The following is a 13,828-nucleotide window of genomic DNA, read 5'->3' on the forward strand; positions in this document are numbered from 1 at the left end:
AATAACATCCTGTTCTAATTTATATACATAGTTTTTCTATGTAGGTTATCAAAAAAACAACCCTATAGTGATCGGAGTATTCCCCAACGAAAACCTGTATAACTTATAGGGTATAAGATGATTGTACATAGAATACATGCAATGATAAATGGCTGAGATAATAATGGGTCAAACCACCCAAGCGGTATAACTCGAAAAACTACCAGAGCCATTAAGATTAAATTGGGTAATAAGGTAATATAGAATGTTCTATATAAAAGTTTTCTTCCACCGAAACCAAACTCTTTACCAATTTCGTATCCGAGTAGACCCCAAAAAACCATGTAAAGCACCATAATCACGGTTGGAATACTTGTGAGAAACCCCCATAATTCATTCGTTATTGTTAAGGGCACAAGGTGATAAACAATGGTTAGGCCAATGCCAATAATAAAGAAAATTAAATTAGTGGATATAAATGTCCACTGCGTTTTCGCCGGAGTTACCTCGAATTCCTGACGATACATTGCAGCGAGTTCCTTTGGAGAACCAACTCTTTCAAGCAATTTTTCCATTGCTTCTGTTTCAGTAACATTCTGGTTACACAAGATGTCTTCTAAAACATCGTCTAGATGTAGATCAATTTCATCTAATATTTCGTCAGCATGGGGGACAGTTTTTAATTCTTCTTTTAATGTATCGATATAATCCTGTTTAGATTGAATCATAACCATTTCCATTTCTCCCAATTACCTTATCAATTGCAGTAACAAAATTTTTCCATTCCTTCGTTTTTTGTTCAAGAATCGCTGTACCGTTTTCGGTAATCTTGTAATATTTTCTGGATGGCCCTTTCGGCTGTTTACTCCAATAAGACTCAATTAATTCTTGCTTTTCGAGCTTATGGAGAGCAGGATATAGCGTTCCCTCCTTTACTTGAAGGGCGTTCTCGCTCCTTTTTTCCATTACCTTTACGATCTCATAACCGTACATATCCTTTTCAGTAAGAAGTTGTAGTAGAAGGAGGGAGGTACTTCCTTTTACAAGCTCTCGATTAAACATGTTATCACCTACCTAGAAATAAAAGGTATACTCTGTTATTGCCAATTATAACTAATTCATAAAAAATTTCAACTAGTATTTTTTGCTATAGTGAAAATAATTATTTTGTGTTGGTGTTCATTACAGTCCATTCGCTTTCCGTGGGCGGCTGGTGAGCCTCCTCGATGCTTCGCATCTGCGGGGTCTCACCCCTGCCTTTGATCCCACAGGAGTCTCATGGACTTACACTCACACCAACTTAGTTCTAAAAATTTTTATCTTACATGATGCAATTTTTTTATTACATGTTAGGCTACTGTGAAAATATTAATGTTGTGTTGGTGTTCATTACAGTCCCTTCCCTTTCACGCAAGGTGCAAGCGCGACATCTGCTCAGTCTTCGCAGTGTCTTCTTTGCCGTGGGCGGCTGGTGAGCCTCCTCATATTTATTATTCCACGGTTGTCACGGGTCAACCATTAAATAGCATAATTTAACAAGAATAAATATTTGTTTGAAACAGGAGGAATGCAGCATGTATTATCCGTATCATCAACCAAATTCACAAATACGAGGACCACAACAAGCACAACCAGGTCAACATTTATATCAAGATTCGGGTTACTCTTATTATTGGGGGAGTCACCCATCACACTATTATGAGAGAGGTCCAATGCCACCAACAGCACCTTGGCCATCAATTGATGAGAGACAGCAGCCATTGCGAGGGCAAGCAACATGGACTGAGGGTGGTGATGTAACGAGGTGTGGTATACCTTGGTCACATAATCAATATATGACGGCAGCAGTAGGGACAAATACGCCCTACCGATGTGGGCAAACGTTAAGAATTAGAAATCTTACATCATCTGATCAAAGGGAAATTGACGTCATAGTAGTTGATCAAGTGGCTGAATATCCACAAACAAAAGTAAATTTACACCGTCGTGCCTTTGAGGCTTTGGGAGCAGACCCAAGAGAAGGAATTATTGATGTTCAAATTATACCTGGATCTGATTCAGGGCAAGGAATACCTATAGGTGTAGGCCAAACACCAAGTCCAGGAGAGGCAGGATTACCGGGGCAACTAACAAATGGCATGGGGCAAGTAAATGTCTGGGGGCAATATTTTATAGGAGTAGTACAGTCTGCGTTTCCAGGAATGCAAGTTGCAAATTTCAGATCAGTAGAAAGGGTGGAGAAGTCTCCTGAACTAATTGAGGAAACATTTGAGATACAATTGCAGTCTCAGCAAGAACAAATAACTGTCAGGGGAACAATTAATTATAATCCAGTATCAAATAAAGTGAAATCCGTGGAGTTTAATGAAATATAAAGAAATGTGGCTGCTTGAATTAACGACCAAGCAGCCACATGTATAGTTCTTAATTTTCTTTTTTAGACAAGGTAAAGGCTTGTTTTAGACTATCTTTAAAGGAGAATTTACCGTACATAAGTACGCCACCTTTATAAATACGGGCTGCAATAAACATGATTATGATGCAACTTATAGTTAGGATTGCTAAGATTAAGATGATCTCCCATGTTGGTACAGTTCCCATTCCTATGCGTAGGAATAATAGCTGTGGTGTAAAGAAAGGAACATAGGATAATACTTGGATGAATGCTACATCTGGCGTATTAAGACCAAATATGGAGATGAATAAGGCAATGATAGCAAGGAAGATTAACGGCTGTAGAGCTTGATTAACTTCTTCAGCACGGCTTACAAGGGCTCCAAGCATAGCTGCAACGCCACCATAAACAAAATATCCTAATATGATTAGCAGTAAAGCGTAAAAAACTAAGGTCGGATCAAGTACTTCCGTAAAGATCATATCGAAGAAGTCATCTCCACTAACACTCACACCAATAATCCCAGCCACGACTATAGCACCAAGGTTTACAAGACCTGCAATACCAATTCCAATAATCTTACCAAGCATTTGTGTAACAGGATTCACACTAGATACAATTAATTCCATAACACGGGAAGACTTTTCCGTTGCCACCTCTGTAGCAATCATCGTTCCAAATGTTAGTACAATCATATAAATGGCAAAAACAAGGAAGTAGACCATCCAGTAGGCTTGCATGTGTGTTTCAACGGTTTGAACTTCTCCCCCTTCGTGAAGTGGTAACTCATTGAATAAAACTGGATAATAAATAAGTGCTAACTCTTGTTCATTTAATCCAAGTTCATTTGTCATGACTGCTTCCTTAATCCGCTGTACATCGTGATTAACATCTTGAGCAATCATAAAATCATTACCATTACTATAAAATTCGGCCACAATATTCTCATTATTTCCTGAAAGATGAAGGACATAATCATGTTCATCATCTCTTGCCGCATCGAGGGCACTGTCTAAATTTTCAGTAGTCTCAACATATTGAAATCTACCATCTTCATATGATGAAAGCATATCAGTAAATAATCCACCATACTCCGTCTCATCTATCACTGCTACTCGAGGGAGGTCACGGTCTGCATCGTCACTTGAAAAAGCATCGATAATATTGTTTATATTAGTTAATGCAAATACAAGTATTGCCATGGAGAGGGTTGAAAAAATAAACGCTTTTGATTTTAACCTTCTACCTGCTGTATGCGCTACTGTAGTCCAGAAATTATTCATTTTTTTCACCTCCTGCTTTGTCTATAAAGATATCATGTAGTGAAGGCTCTTCAACTTCAAATTTTCTTGCAAAACCTGTTTCGGCTACGTTATAGAAGATATCCTCTGCGATTTTCTCGTTTTCTACTTTGACTTTAGCCCCGTCTTTTGTTTTATCTAGTGAAATGATTCCAGGGACGGAACGGAGAAATTCTAGATCAAAATCTGCATGAATGTTAATTGTTTTCATGCCATAGGACCTTTTGATTTTTCTAAGATTTCCTTGAAGAACTGCTTTCCCTTGCTTGAGCATAATCAATTCTTCGCATAATTCTTCCACATTTTGCATTTGATGACTAGAGAATAGGATCGTTGTGCCAGCCTTCTGCATATCTAGTACAGCAGATTTGAGCATATCTGAATTCACAGGATCTAGACCACTAAATGGCTCATCTAATATAAGGAGCTCAGGTTTATGTAAGACAGCAGCCATAAATTGAATTTTTTGCTGATTCCCTTTAGATAGTTCTTCAATCTTTTTATTCTCGTATTCTGGTACTTGGAATCGGTCGAGCCAATGACGCATCTCCGTAATAATATCGCCTTTAGACATGCCCTTTAATTTCATTAAGTAAATCAGTTGTTCTTTTACTGTAAGTTTCGGAAATAATCCCCGTTCTTCAGGTAGGTAACCAACTAGTTTCGTTCGCTTATATGATAGTGGTTTTCCCTCCCATGCAATGGACCCTTCTGAAGGATCGAGTAGTCCGAGGATCATACGGAATGATGTTGTTTTTCCTGCTCCATTCGCACCGAGCATCCCGAACATTTCTCCTCTATCAACAGTTAAGGATATGCCGTCTACAGCATAATCATTGTTGAACTTTTTCCTAATGCCGTTCATCACTAAAGTCATAAGCTTTCTCTCCCTTTTTTTCTTAACATCTCGTTCATTCCAGTTTTTGTGGTCGATGACCAAGACGCTGCGGTTTTCTTAAACCCTCCATTGCATTTACGTTTCGTTGTTAGCAAAAGTTGCAAATTACGAAAAAATATTTTGACGTTACTAAACTATTAATATGGTCATTGCTCCATTTACATTATCATTGACAATTTACAAAATCAACTAGGCATTGTGAGAAAATTATGAAAATGCGAGTTGTTCTGTCAATAATCTACACGTTTTCGCATGGTTTTCAATCATATTGGCAAGGTATGGAATATTTATTGATGCTTTCTATTAATGTATAGTTTATAATAAGAAGAAAATTATTTCTGATAATTCGAAAATTAAACATGCATATTTAGAGACTTTTTGAACAGGTTTTACATATCTTAATTAGGGTTAAGCTAACATAGATTTAAGACAAGCATTATTGCAATTAGGAGGACTGTTGTTTTGGAAACGAGAGATATACCAATAAGAGAAAAAAATATCATGTTCATTGGATTTATGGGTGTTGGGAAAACAACGATAGGAAATCTTGTAGCGAAAAAGCTTTATCGAGATTTTATTGATATTGACCATGAAATCGAACAGGAATATGGAATGTCTATTCCAGAGATATTTAGTGAAATAGGGGAAGAAGCTTTTAGAAAAAAAGAAAAGGAAGTCATATCGACTATTTGTCAAAAAAAATTGAAAGTCATTTCCGTTGGAGGTGGCGCATTTTTACAAGAAGAAGTAAAACAATTGTGTCTTGATTCCTGCATTGTATTTTATTTAGATTTGTCATGGGGTTCCTGGAAAGAAAGGGTAAATTTAATTATTGATAGCCGACCTGTGTTAAAAGGGAAATCCATGGAGGATATGGAAAAGTTGTTTTATGAACGACAGGAGATTTATGCTAACCATCATTCAAAAGTTAATGTTGATAAGAAGGAAGCAGAGGAAATTGCAGAGCATGTTGTAGATTCAATCAAATTGTCATGGGAGTTATATGAATAAAGTCTGTTATAAATGATCTACTGGGAGATGAGTTGAGTGAGTGGAACATTGCATGTGAAGGGACTTACGATTGGCGAAGGGACACCGAAGATATGTGTACCGATGGTAGGGACCACAGAAAGACAGTTAGAAGAAGAAGCGCAACATTTATGTTCATTACACTTTGATATGGTGGAATGGCGAGTAGATTTTTTTGGGGAATCAATTGATCTAGAACATATAATAACGATGCTAAAGAAGATTCGTAGGATTTTAGAGGATAGACCAATCTTGTTTACTTTTCGTACAAAAAAAGAAGGTGGGGAAAAGGAGATAAGCTCATCACAGTACTTTTTCATGTATCAGGAAGTAGTGAAGTCAAGATTAGTTGAGTTCATTGATTTGGAATTATTTCAAAATGGAGAAGGAATGAAAGAAACAATAGATTTAGCTCATCAGTATGGTGTCTTAGTGGTTCTCTCTAATCACGATTTTGAAAAGACACCATCGAAAGAGGAAATCATTAGTCGATTACGACAAGCTCAAGAGCTCGGTGGTGACATACCAAAAGTTGCTGTCATGCCGAATGATCCGTCAGATGTACTACGATTGTTAGATGCAACCTATGAGATGAAAAGAGATTATGCAGACCGCCCCATTATAACAATGTCAATGGGTGGTGAAGGAACGGTTTCTCGTTTGGCTGGAGAGATATTTGGTTCAGCAATAACTTTTGGAGCTGCAAGTAAAACTTCTGCTCCTGGTCAATTGAATGTTAGTGAATTAAGACAAGTATTATCACTAATACATAAAAATATTTAACCATCTTTTTACTCAACACCAGAGTGAACGGGATGTAAGGACATAGATCATACTGCTTAGGAACTATGACAAATCTTATTGAAAATAATACTTTCGTATAATTGGTGTACATGTACTCCCTATTTTAAAATGGTAAGGAAAGTTTTACAGAAGGAGGTGAGATAAATGAGTGAGGCGGCTGTTGAGCAACAAAGGGTACAAGGGCTGAGTGAGCAGGAAGAAGTAGTACCTGTTACAGGGTGGCTTATTTACCTGTTAGTTATGTTGATTCCTCTTGTAAATATCGTCATGCTATTTGTTTGGGCATTTGGCGGTAACGTTAACAAGAATAAGTCGAACTTAGCTAAAGCATCCTTGGTTATGGCATTAATTAGTATTATTCTTTCTATCGTTTTCTCCATATTTATGGGAGCCTTTATCTCCAGTATTCTAAGTGGATTATAAGGAAAAGGCAGCTTGAGGAAATCATTCCTCAAGCTCTTTTTTTGTATTCCACTCCATGTATGAAGGCAGAAATGTTCATTATTCATTCATATTCATATATTATGATAGATAAAAATCGATTTTTTCAAAGAGTGGTAAGGCTGAATGGAGGGAACGGAAGTTGAGGAAGCGGTATGAAAATCTGGACGGTGTTAAGAATAGCCATACGATAGGGGATATGTTTCGATGGATGAAGGAGAGGCGAAGGAAAGAGAAGGAGAAAGATCTAACTACTACAATTTCACATACAGAAAAAACATATGCAAAGGAAATTTGTGAAAATCGTAGTGTGTCAACTTATACATGGATCGGGCATGCTAGTTTCCTTTTACAAATGAATGGCTTGAATATATTGATGGACCCTGTCTATGGAAAACGAATGGGTTTTTCCAAAAGAATGACAGAACCTGGACTAACTATAGAACAGTTGCCAGAAATAGATATTGTCGTTATTTCACATGGACACTATGATCATCTTGAATTTCCCACATTGAAAAAATTGAAGGGCACTCCTACCTTTTACGTCCCGGCAGGAATGGGAAAACTCTTTAAGCGAAAAGGTTTTAAAAACTTTATTGAGGCAAATTGGTGGGATACATTGAAGCATGAGGATATTGAAATACATTTTGTTCCAGCACAACATTGGACAAAGAGAGGGATATTTGATACGAATACATCTCATTGGGGTGGGTGGATTTTTCAGTCATCTGACGAATCGTATTATTTCGTGGGTGATACTGGCTACTTCCGAGGGTTTAAGGAAATTGGGGAGAGATACAATATAGAAACGGTATTTATGCCTATTGGTGCATATGAACCAGAGTGGTTTATGAAAACCTCCCACATTAATCCAGAAGATGCGATTCAAGCTTTTAAAGAATTGGGTAGTAATACTTTTGTTCCTATGCATTACGGTGCCTATCGTTTGGCTGATGATACTGGTCCAGAGGCTTTGGAGCGTTTAATTAATGCCTGGAATGGACAAGGTATGTCAAATCAAAAATTAGATGTTTTGAATCTAGGAGAAACTCGTTTTGGTGTGAAAAGTGTAAGGGAAAAACAACAATTGAAATAATTCCTGAATCCGTCCGCCAGTAAAGTATTCGGGTAATTATTAGAAAAAAATGTAACTATGTCATGCAAGGTAATTTCTTCAAATATGAATAGAAACTATTTCTTTTTTCTTTATCCCTGTTACAATGAAACAGTTAGAGAATGAAAAGAGGTGGTTTTGTTGATCTTAGAAGCGATTATCATATTTATAGCACAGTTGCTGTATGTTCCTATCCTTACTTTAAGAACGATTATGATGGTAAAGGGGCTAAAAGGAAAAGCAGCAGGTATTGGTATTTTAGAAGGTGTTATTTATGTCGTAGCTATCGGTCTTGTATTAACTGATTTAACAAATTATTATAATATGGCTGCTTACGCCATTGGTTTTGGAGTAGGTTTATATATAGGAGCATTAATAGAGGAGAAACTCGCTATCGGTTATGTGACGATTGAAGCAAATATCCCAGAAAAAAACCAAGCGTTAATTGATCGTTTGAGAGAAGTTGGATTCAGTGTATCCACATCATCGGTGGATGGAATCTCAACGACACGTTATTTACTTTACTGCACAGCAAGAAGGGATAGAGAAAAAGAGTTTTATAGAATTGTGGATCAATTTGAAGAGAATGCTTTCGTTGCATCATTCGAACCACGTAATTTTAAAGGTGGATACATTACGAAAGCAATGAAACAACGACGAGAACTTTTCTTAAAAAAGAAGAAGAGTAAAGCAGAACAATCTAGTTAATAAAATGTGTTACCAGCCTGTTTTAGGAGTGATGTCCCTCTCCTATAGCAGGCTTTATTTATTTTGGTAATCGGTTTTACTTGTTTTTTCTGATAAAATGATACATAACAGATACTACCTTTAAATGATGATAAATACATCACAACCCACATATCCCGAATATCTAAACTGTCCAAATCATATATGTATCTTCAGACTATATAAAACTAGGAAAATGATGAAATTTTCAATGGCGTCAAATGAAAGAAAGTGGACCATCATCTAAAAAGAGAGAGGGTGGCAATATGTCAAAATCATTTTCTGCAATGGAGAGAACTAATTACCTTAAAAAGATGAGTCAGAAAAAACTTGATGTGCTCATTATTGGCGGTGGAGTTACTGGAGCGGGAATAGCTTTAGATGCGACATCAAGGGGATTATCAACAGGCTTAGTGGAAATGCAAGATTTCGCTGCAGGGACTTCCAGTAGATCAACCAAATTAGTACATGGTGGCCTACGTTATTTAAAACAGCTAGAAGTGAATTTAGTACGGGAAGTAGGGAAAGAACGGGCAATTGTCTATGAAAATGCTCCTCACGTCACTACTCCTGAGTGGATGCTTCTCCCAATTAGAAAAGGTGGGACCTTCGGAAAGCTTTCAACTTCACTTGGATTAAGGGCATATGATTTTTTAGCAGGAGTAAAGAAGTCTGAACGGAGGAAGATGTTAGATAGGGAAGAGACACTTAAACGCGAGCCCCTTTTAAGGAAGGAAGGGCTGAAAGGCGGCGGATTATATGTGGAATATAGAACGGACGATGCCCGATTAACGATAGAAATTCTGAAAGAGGCTGTAAGTAGAGGAGCCCTTGCTGTCAATTATGCCAAGGCAGAACGATTAATGTATGACGGGAAAAAAGTAGTGGGGGTCGTCGTTCGAGATATTATAAAAGATAAGACATACTCAATATTTGCTAAAAAAGTGGTGAATGCAGCTGGCCCATGGGTAGATACGTTTCGGGAGCAGGACCGTTCAAAAGAAGGTAAACGCCTTTATTTAACAAAAGGTGTTCATCTCGTGGTCGATCAAACTAAATTCCCACTAAAACAGGCAGTGTATTTTGATACTGAAAAGGATGGACGAATGGTCTTTGCCATTCCTCGTAATGGAAAAACCTATGTCGGTACAACCGATACTTTCTATGATGATGACCTTGTAAATCCTAGGATGACGCAAGAGGACTTAGACTACGTGCTTTCTGCAACGAACTATATGTTTCCAAATGTGCAATTAGGTGAAACTGATGTGGAATCTAGCTGGGCTGGACTTAGGGCTCTTATCTATGAAAAAGGAAAAAAAGCTTCGGAAATATCTAGGAAAGATGAAGTGTTTGTCTCAGAATCTGGCTTAATTTCCATAGCAGGAGGCAAATTAACAGGGTATCGGAAGATGGGGGAAAAGATTGTAGACCTCCTTTGTAAAGAGTTGGGGTTAAATGCTAAATGTGTAACGGAGCATTTACGCTTATCAGGCGGAGATGTGGGAGGTTCAAAGAGCTATAATTCTTTTAAAAATGCTAAACTACAACGTGCTCAGGAGTTATATATCGATGAAAATGAAGCAATAAAACTAATAGATCTATATGGGTCGAATGTGGACTGTGTGTTTGAGCTGATAGAAAAATATGGGGACGTGACTATGCGCTCTGGTCTTCCAAAGGAAATATATGGTTCCCTTGTATATGGAATAGAGAAGGAAATGGTAGTAACTCCACTAGATTTTTTCCATAGACGAACGAGTACTTTAATATTTGATATTACTTGGGTGGAAAAGTGGAAAGAACTAGTTTCTGGATTTATGGGAGATTATTTTCAATGGACGGTGAATGAGGAAAAAAAGCATTTACAAGATCTAAAAAGAGAAATTGATTTTGCAAAGAAAACGATGGAACGTGTCAGGAACACTAGACCATAGTATTTCTAATAACGCTCACCTCTCTTAGGAAAAGATTACTAAGTTTTCCATAAAAATAATTAAATTTAAATAAACTTTATCAATAATAGCTATAAAAAATAGTATTAACAATATATAATGGAATCTATAAGTCTATTTATTGTTCGTGATGTCGAAACATAGAGGTGTGAGGAACATGGAAAACTACATTTTAATATTGTTGGCTTATTTAATTGGCTCCATTCCTTTTGCACTGATTGTTGGAAAGCTTAAAAGTGGAGCCGATGTCCGAAATTATGGAAGCGGGAATCTTGGAGCAACGAATAGTATTCTCGTATTAGGGAAGAAAGCAGGGGTCATCGTATTATTAGGTGATGTTGGTAAAGGAGTTCTTGCTACGACATTACCAGCTCTTTTCCAAAGTAATGTTAATCCTATATACATTGGAGTTGCTGTAGTATTGGGGCATTGTTTCCCTGTTTTTGCAGGCTTCCGAGGTGGGAAGGCAGTTGCTACAACAGCTGGAGTTCTCATCAGTTATAATCCATTGATGTTTCTAGTTGGTTATGGTGTATTTTTTATCGTTATGTACCTAACAAAATATGTATTTATGGGTTCCTTATCAATAGGTGTTGCCCTTAGTATGTTTTCTTTATATATAGGTGATCAAGGCTTAGTCCTTTTATTTATACTATTTTCATTTTTCATGGTGTACTTACACCGTGTGAATATAACGAACTACCTTGCTAATAAAGAGGTAAAAATTACAGAGAAAAAGAGAATTAGAAAATATCAGGAAGATATGCAAAGAGAATTTGCAGGAGATATTGAAATTGTCAATCAAGATTCAGGAGCATAAAACATACAGAGACTGGGACAGTTTGAATGTTTAATTGAAAATACGAATTATGTAATATTTTAGGGGAGCTCCCTTTTAATGTGCATTATTCGTATTTACATTGGTAAAACATTCATGTCCCAGTCCTTTTTGTTGTCCTTAATGGATAGTACCTGTTGATGTGATTCTTGGCTCTACATGAACTGTAATGTTTGCCCTCTGGAAAATATCATTCCAGTACTCTTTACTCCAGTTACTACGATCTTTTTTACGGAAGTTATCTCCAATTGCAATTGGGTCAATCCTCAACTCCTGAAACTTATTTAAGGAACCTAACAAGGATTCTTCGATGGCATTACTTAATTTTTCCTCCACTTCTCCCCTTTGACCGTGAACAGATAAATCTGATTTCCCTGTATAGTCAACGACGGCACCTGTTATATATAAATAAATATAGATCTCAGGATTGTTTGGATCCCCGTTCGTTTTTATATTTCGTGAAGAACGGATGAAGTTGAGGACAATGACAGAATCTTCACCTTCATTTTCACCGTCATTAGGAAGGTTATAGGAAATGTCTGATGTCTTTCTATTTCTTTTAATACTCTCCACTATTTTAGCTTCTTCCCTCTCAATGGTAGAAATGAATTTATCTTCTTTAAAAAGGGCAACCTTTGTTAGCTTGATGGAGTCTCCAGATTTTTCAATATATGGTGCTAGTGAGTCTGAAACTTGACTCGTTACATGGCGTATAAAGTGATGAATTGTTGTAAATGGACTAAATGCAGTGATGGTAGAAGGCTTCAACAACTGGTTTAAGTACCTGTTAATATCAGGCTTATCATGGTAATCACTATTAAGCAAATCTTCTACTGTTCCTCCACCAACAACTGCCAAATAGGAATTGGTCCCAACTCTAGGGTCGCGGTAAAGATTTTCTAATACCTCCCAAACACCTACTTCTCTAGCAAATTCTTCACTAAATAAAATGACACGTAGCTGCGCGGTAGATAATAACTTTTCAGACTTTGTTGAACCTTCCATGATTGCACGGTGTGGAGACTCTACCTCTACAGTGAATTTCTGAACCTTTGTTTCCGCGTCTTTTTCTGGTTGAGGTAAAGTTAAGGTCACCTTCATATGCCCTTCTTCCTCTCCCATATCAAAGCCCATCACACCAACCATTCCATAATTTTCTATTGTTGGCTGTTCAAAATCATTAATGCACCCAGTAAGCAATAACACTAGCATAATATACAATGAAAAAAGTCTCTTCATGACGCTGAGGCTTCCTTTCCTTTATTTCTCTTTTCCCTGTTTTTTACCTTATAAAGCATTAGTAGGAAGATAGGCAATAGGATTAATACGTATCCTGCTATGATGATCCATTTATCGTATATTAAAGCTTGGACATATATAGGTATTGGACCTAGTACGATGAAAAGGGCAACACTGGCTATGAAGTACAAATGCCACGTTTTGTTTTTGTGCTTACTAAATAACGCATCTACCCCTTTTTTTGCTGTCCAAAGGTATATAGAAGCTTTGGATAAGACTAGGAGGACATATAAACTTATTCCTAGCGTCTCTATGCGTTCCACATTTGATAAGACTACTGCCTGATATAAATTAAGTAAGGGGTAGAGAAGGTTCTCAAGCTGCCATCTTGAAAAATAGACAATACTAGCTACACAAATGAGCCCAATGAAAATGATAGCTAGCCAAATGCCAATAGCAGCATGTTTATATGCCTTTTTTTGATTAATGATATATGGGTAAAAAAACATAATTAATGCAAAGCCAAGCATGATTTGTGATCCTTCAAAGAAAGCATGTCCCCAATCTTTTAAGCTATGTTCGAACCTTGGATACAGATGATGAAAGTTTGAATCAGCAAATGCCCAGTTACTGTAATACCCCATCCATACTGTTAAGAAAAAGGAAAGAATAGAGAACCTGGCAATGGATTTAATACCACCATTTATGATTGCGATCATGACGATAAAAAAGGTGATAGCAATCATCGTGATAGTATAATCTGGCATTGTAACAGATTGAACTAGACGGATGTATAATTTACTCGTGTTGGCAACTTGGATAGTCGAATAAATAAGGATGAGTAGATTTAAAAGTTTTCCCACTGCTTTACCAGTTAGTTTCTCGTTAATGACATAAAGGGTATCATCTGGAAATTTACTACCAAGAGAAGTCATTGGCTTTAAAAAAATCATGGCTACAATGCCAAATAAAATAACTACCATCCACATGTTATACCCAACATGACTGAGGTTATGAGGGATAGTAAAAAGAGCAATCCCCCCCAGACTACAATGGAGGAGAAAAATGACATGATATTTATTTAACTTTTTAAAATTCCCTTTGTCCAT

General features: G+C 37.0%; 14 protein-coding genes. 8 read left to right on the forward strand and 6 right to left on the reverse strand.

Going from position 1 to position 13,828, the window contains the following annotated elements:
* Positions 1–62: 62 nt before the first annotated feature.
* The gene (locus tag BW724_RS04940; protein ID WP_235848901.1) at positions 63–713 is read right to left on the reverse strand and encodes an HAAS signaling domain-containing protein; all 651 of its coding nucleotides are present in this window, start codon (positions 711–713) and stop codon (positions 63–65) included.
* On the reverse strand, positions 694–1,041 hold the full coding sequence (locus tag BW724_RS04945; protein WP_088074095.1) for a PadR family transcriptional regulator: 348 nt from the start codon (positions 1,039–1,041) through the stop codon (positions 694–696). The genes BW724_RS04940 and BW724_RS04945 overlap by 20 nt, the downstream gene beginning before the upstream one ends.
* A gap of 512 nt (positions 1,042–1,553) precedes the next feature.
* On the opposite strand from BW724_RS04945, the gene BW724_RS04950 reads away from it, so the two are divergent.
* Positions 1,554–2,354 carry a DUF3889 domain-containing protein gene (locus BW724_RS04950; RefSeq protein ID WP_088074096.1) on the forward strand — a complete coding sequence of 267 codons (801 nt, stop codon included), beginning with the start codon at positions 1,554–1,556 and terminating at the stop codon, positions 2,352–2,354.
* Positions 2,355–2,403: 49 nt separating this feature from the next.
* On the opposite strand, the gene BW724_RS04955 is transcribed toward BW724_RS04950, so the two are convergent.
* Together BW724_RS04955 and BW724_RS04960 are read right to left on the reverse strand one after the other, a co-directional pair.
* On the reverse strand, positions 2,404–3,657 hold the full coding sequence (locus tag BW724_RS04955) for an ABC transporter permease (protein WP_088074097.1): 1,254 nt from the start codon (positions 3,655–3,657) through the stop codon (positions 2,404–2,406).
* Entirely contained in the window at positions 3,650–4,552 is a 903-nt protein-coding gene (locus BW724_RS04960; RefSeq protein ID WP_088074098.1) for an ABC transporter ATP-binding protein, read from the reverse strand. Before BW724_RS04960 ends, BW724_RS04955 begins: the two co-directional genes overlap by 8 nt.
* A 522-nt stretch (positions 4,553–5,074) precedes the next feature.
* Here BW724_RS04960 and BW724_RS04965 point away from each other — a divergent pair.
* From BW724_RS04965 to plsY, 7 genes are all read left to right on the forward strand, one after another.
* Complete coding sequence (locus BW724_RS04965) at positions 5,075–5,584, forward strand: shikimate kinase (RefSeq protein ID WP_176371546.1); 510 nt, start codon at positions 5,075–5,077, stop codon at positions 5,582–5,584.
* 36 nt (positions 5,585–5,620) lie between these two features.
* Positions 5,621–6,385 carry a type I 3-dehydroquinate dehydratase gene (aroD, locus tag BW724_RS04970; protein ID WP_088074101.1) on the forward strand — a complete coding sequence of 255 codons (765 nt, stop codon included), beginning with the start codon at positions 5,621–5,623 and terminating at the stop codon, positions 6,383–6,385.
* A 165-nt stretch (positions 6,386–6,550) separates the two neighbouring features.
* The gene (locus BW724_RS04975) at positions 6,551–6,829 is read left to right on the forward strand and encodes a hypothetical protein (protein ID WP_088074103.1); all 279 of its coding nucleotides are present in this window, start codon (positions 6,551–6,553) and stop codon (positions 6,827–6,829) included.
* A 160-nt stretch (positions 6,830–6,989) separates the two neighbouring features.
* Entirely contained in the window at positions 6,990–7,943 is a 954-nt protein-coding gene (locus BW724_RS04980) for an MBL fold metallo-hydrolase (RefSeq protein WP_088074105.1), read from the forward strand.
* Between the two features lie 156 nt (positions 7,944–8,099).
* A complete protein-coding gene (locus BW724_RS04985) occupies positions 8,100–8,669 on the forward strand; it encodes a DUF2179 domain-containing protein (protein WP_235848902.1) in 570 nt (189 codons plus the stop codon).
* A 284-nt stretch (positions 8,670–8,953) separates the two neighbouring features.
* On the forward strand, positions 8,954–10,624 hold the full coding sequence (locus BW724_RS04990) for a glycerol-3-phosphate dehydrogenase/oxidase (RefSeq protein WP_088074108.1): 1,671 nt from the start codon (positions 8,954–8,956) through the stop codon (positions 10,622–10,624).
* Positions 10,625–10,799: 175 nt separating this feature from the next.
* Positions 10,800–11,462: a glycerol-3-phosphate 1-O-acyltransferase PlsY gene (gene plsY, locus BW724_RS04995; RefSeq protein WP_088074109.1), complete on the forward strand. Its 663-nt coding sequence runs from the start codon at positions 10,800–10,802 to the stop codon at positions 11,460–11,462.
* A gap of 138 nt (positions 11,463–11,600) precedes the next feature.
* Here the strand turns inward: plsY and BW724_RS05000 are convergent, their stop codons facing one another.
* Both BW724_RS05000 and BW724_RS05005 read right to left on the reverse strand, forming a co-directional pair.
* Complete coding sequence (locus tag BW724_RS05000) at positions 11,601–12,719, reverse strand: Ger(x)C family spore germination protein (RefSeq protein WP_088074111.1); 1,119 nt, start codon at positions 12,717–12,719, stop codon at positions 11,601–11,603.
* Positions 12,716–13,828: a GerAB/ArcD/ProY family transporter gene (locus BW724_RS05005; protein ID WP_088074113.1), complete on the reverse strand. Its 1,113-nt coding sequence runs from the start codon at positions 13,826–13,828 to the stop codon at positions 12,716–12,718. The genes BW724_RS05000 and BW724_RS05005 overlap by 4 nt, the downstream gene beginning before the upstream one ends.

Source organism: Litchfieldia alkalitelluris (assembly GCF_002153425.1).
In the GTDB taxonomy this organism is placed as follows: Bacteria; Bacillota; Bacilli; order Bacillales; family Salisediminibacteriaceae; genus Evansella; species Evansella alkalicola.

Coding starts and splice junctions, on each gene's coding strand:
- BW724_RS04990 (WP_088074108.1), top strand. CDS start 8,954: ATGTCAAAATCATTTTCTGCAATGGAGAGAACTAATTACCTTAAAAAG.
- BW724_RS04940 (WP_235848901.1), bottom strand. CDS start 713: ATGGTTATGATTCAATCTAAACAGGATTATATCGATACATTAAAAGAA.
- BW724_RS04965 (WP_176371546.1), top strand. CDS start 5,075: ATGTTCATTGGATTTATGGGTGTTGGGAAAACAACGATAGGAAATCTT.
- BW724_RS04950 (WP_088074096.1), top strand. CDS start 1,554: ATGTATTATCCGTATCATCAACCAAATTCACAAATACGAGGACCACAA.
- plsY (WP_088074109.1), top strand. CDS start 10,800: ATGGAAAACTACATTTTAATATTGTTGGCTTATTTAATTGGCTCCATT.
- BW724_RS04975 (WP_088074103.1), top strand. CDS start 6,551: ATGAGTGAGGCGGCTGTTGAGCAACAAAGGGTACAAGGGCTGAGTGAG.
- BW724_RS05000 (WP_088074111.1), bottom strand. CDS start 12,719: ATGAAGAGACTTTTTTCATTGTATATTATGCTAGTGTTATTGCTTACT.
- BW724_RS04960 (WP_088074098.1), bottom strand. CDS start 4,552: ATGACTTTAGTGATGAACGGCATTAGGAAAAAGTTCAACAATGATTAT.
- BW724_RS05005 (WP_088074113.1), bottom strand. CDS start 13,828: ATGGACAAAGGGAATTTTAAAAAGTTAAATAAATATCATGTCATTTTT.
- BW724_RS04955 (WP_088074097.1), bottom strand. CDS start 3,657: ATGAATAATTTCTGGACTACAGTAGCGCATACAGCAGGTAGAAGGTTA.
- BW724_RS04945 (WP_088074095.1), bottom strand. CDS start 1,041: ATGTTTAATCGAGAGCTTGTAAAAGGAAGTACCTCCCTCCTTCTACTA.